Source organism: Aliivibrio sp. S2TY2, from assembly GCF_028765525.1.
In the GTDB taxonomy this organism is placed as follows: domain Bacteria; phylum Pseudomonadota; class Gammaproteobacteria; order Enterobacterales; family Vibrionaceae; genus Aliivibrio; species Aliivibrio finisterrensis_A.
On the sequence record NZ_JARACS010000052.1, the window covers coordinates 1 to 277 of the forward strand.

The 277-nt window shown below is 44.4% G+C and carries 1 protein-coding gene; it reads left to right on the top strand.

The genetic code is table 11. The annotated features are described in order from the left end of the window. Positions 1 to 277, top strand: a 277-nt coding sequence (locus tag PVK63_RS19960) for an Hsp70 family protein (protein WP_274440988.1), incomplete at both ends; no start/stop codon positions are given.

The window sequence follows — 277 nt, forward strand, 5'->3', positions numbered from 1 at the left end:
CGTTACTCCTCTGTCTTTCGGTATCGAAACGATGGGTGGCGTAATGACTAAGCTAATCGAGAAGAACACAACAATCCCAACTAAAGCGGACCAAACGTTCTCTACTGCTGAAGACAACCAAAGTGCGGTAACTATCCACGTACTTCAAGGTGAGCGTAAGCAAGCAAGTTACAACAAATCTCTAGGTCAATTTAACCTAGAAGGTATCCAAGCAGCACCACGTGGCATGCCACAAATCGAAGTAACATTCGACCTAGATGCTGATGGTATCCTAAAT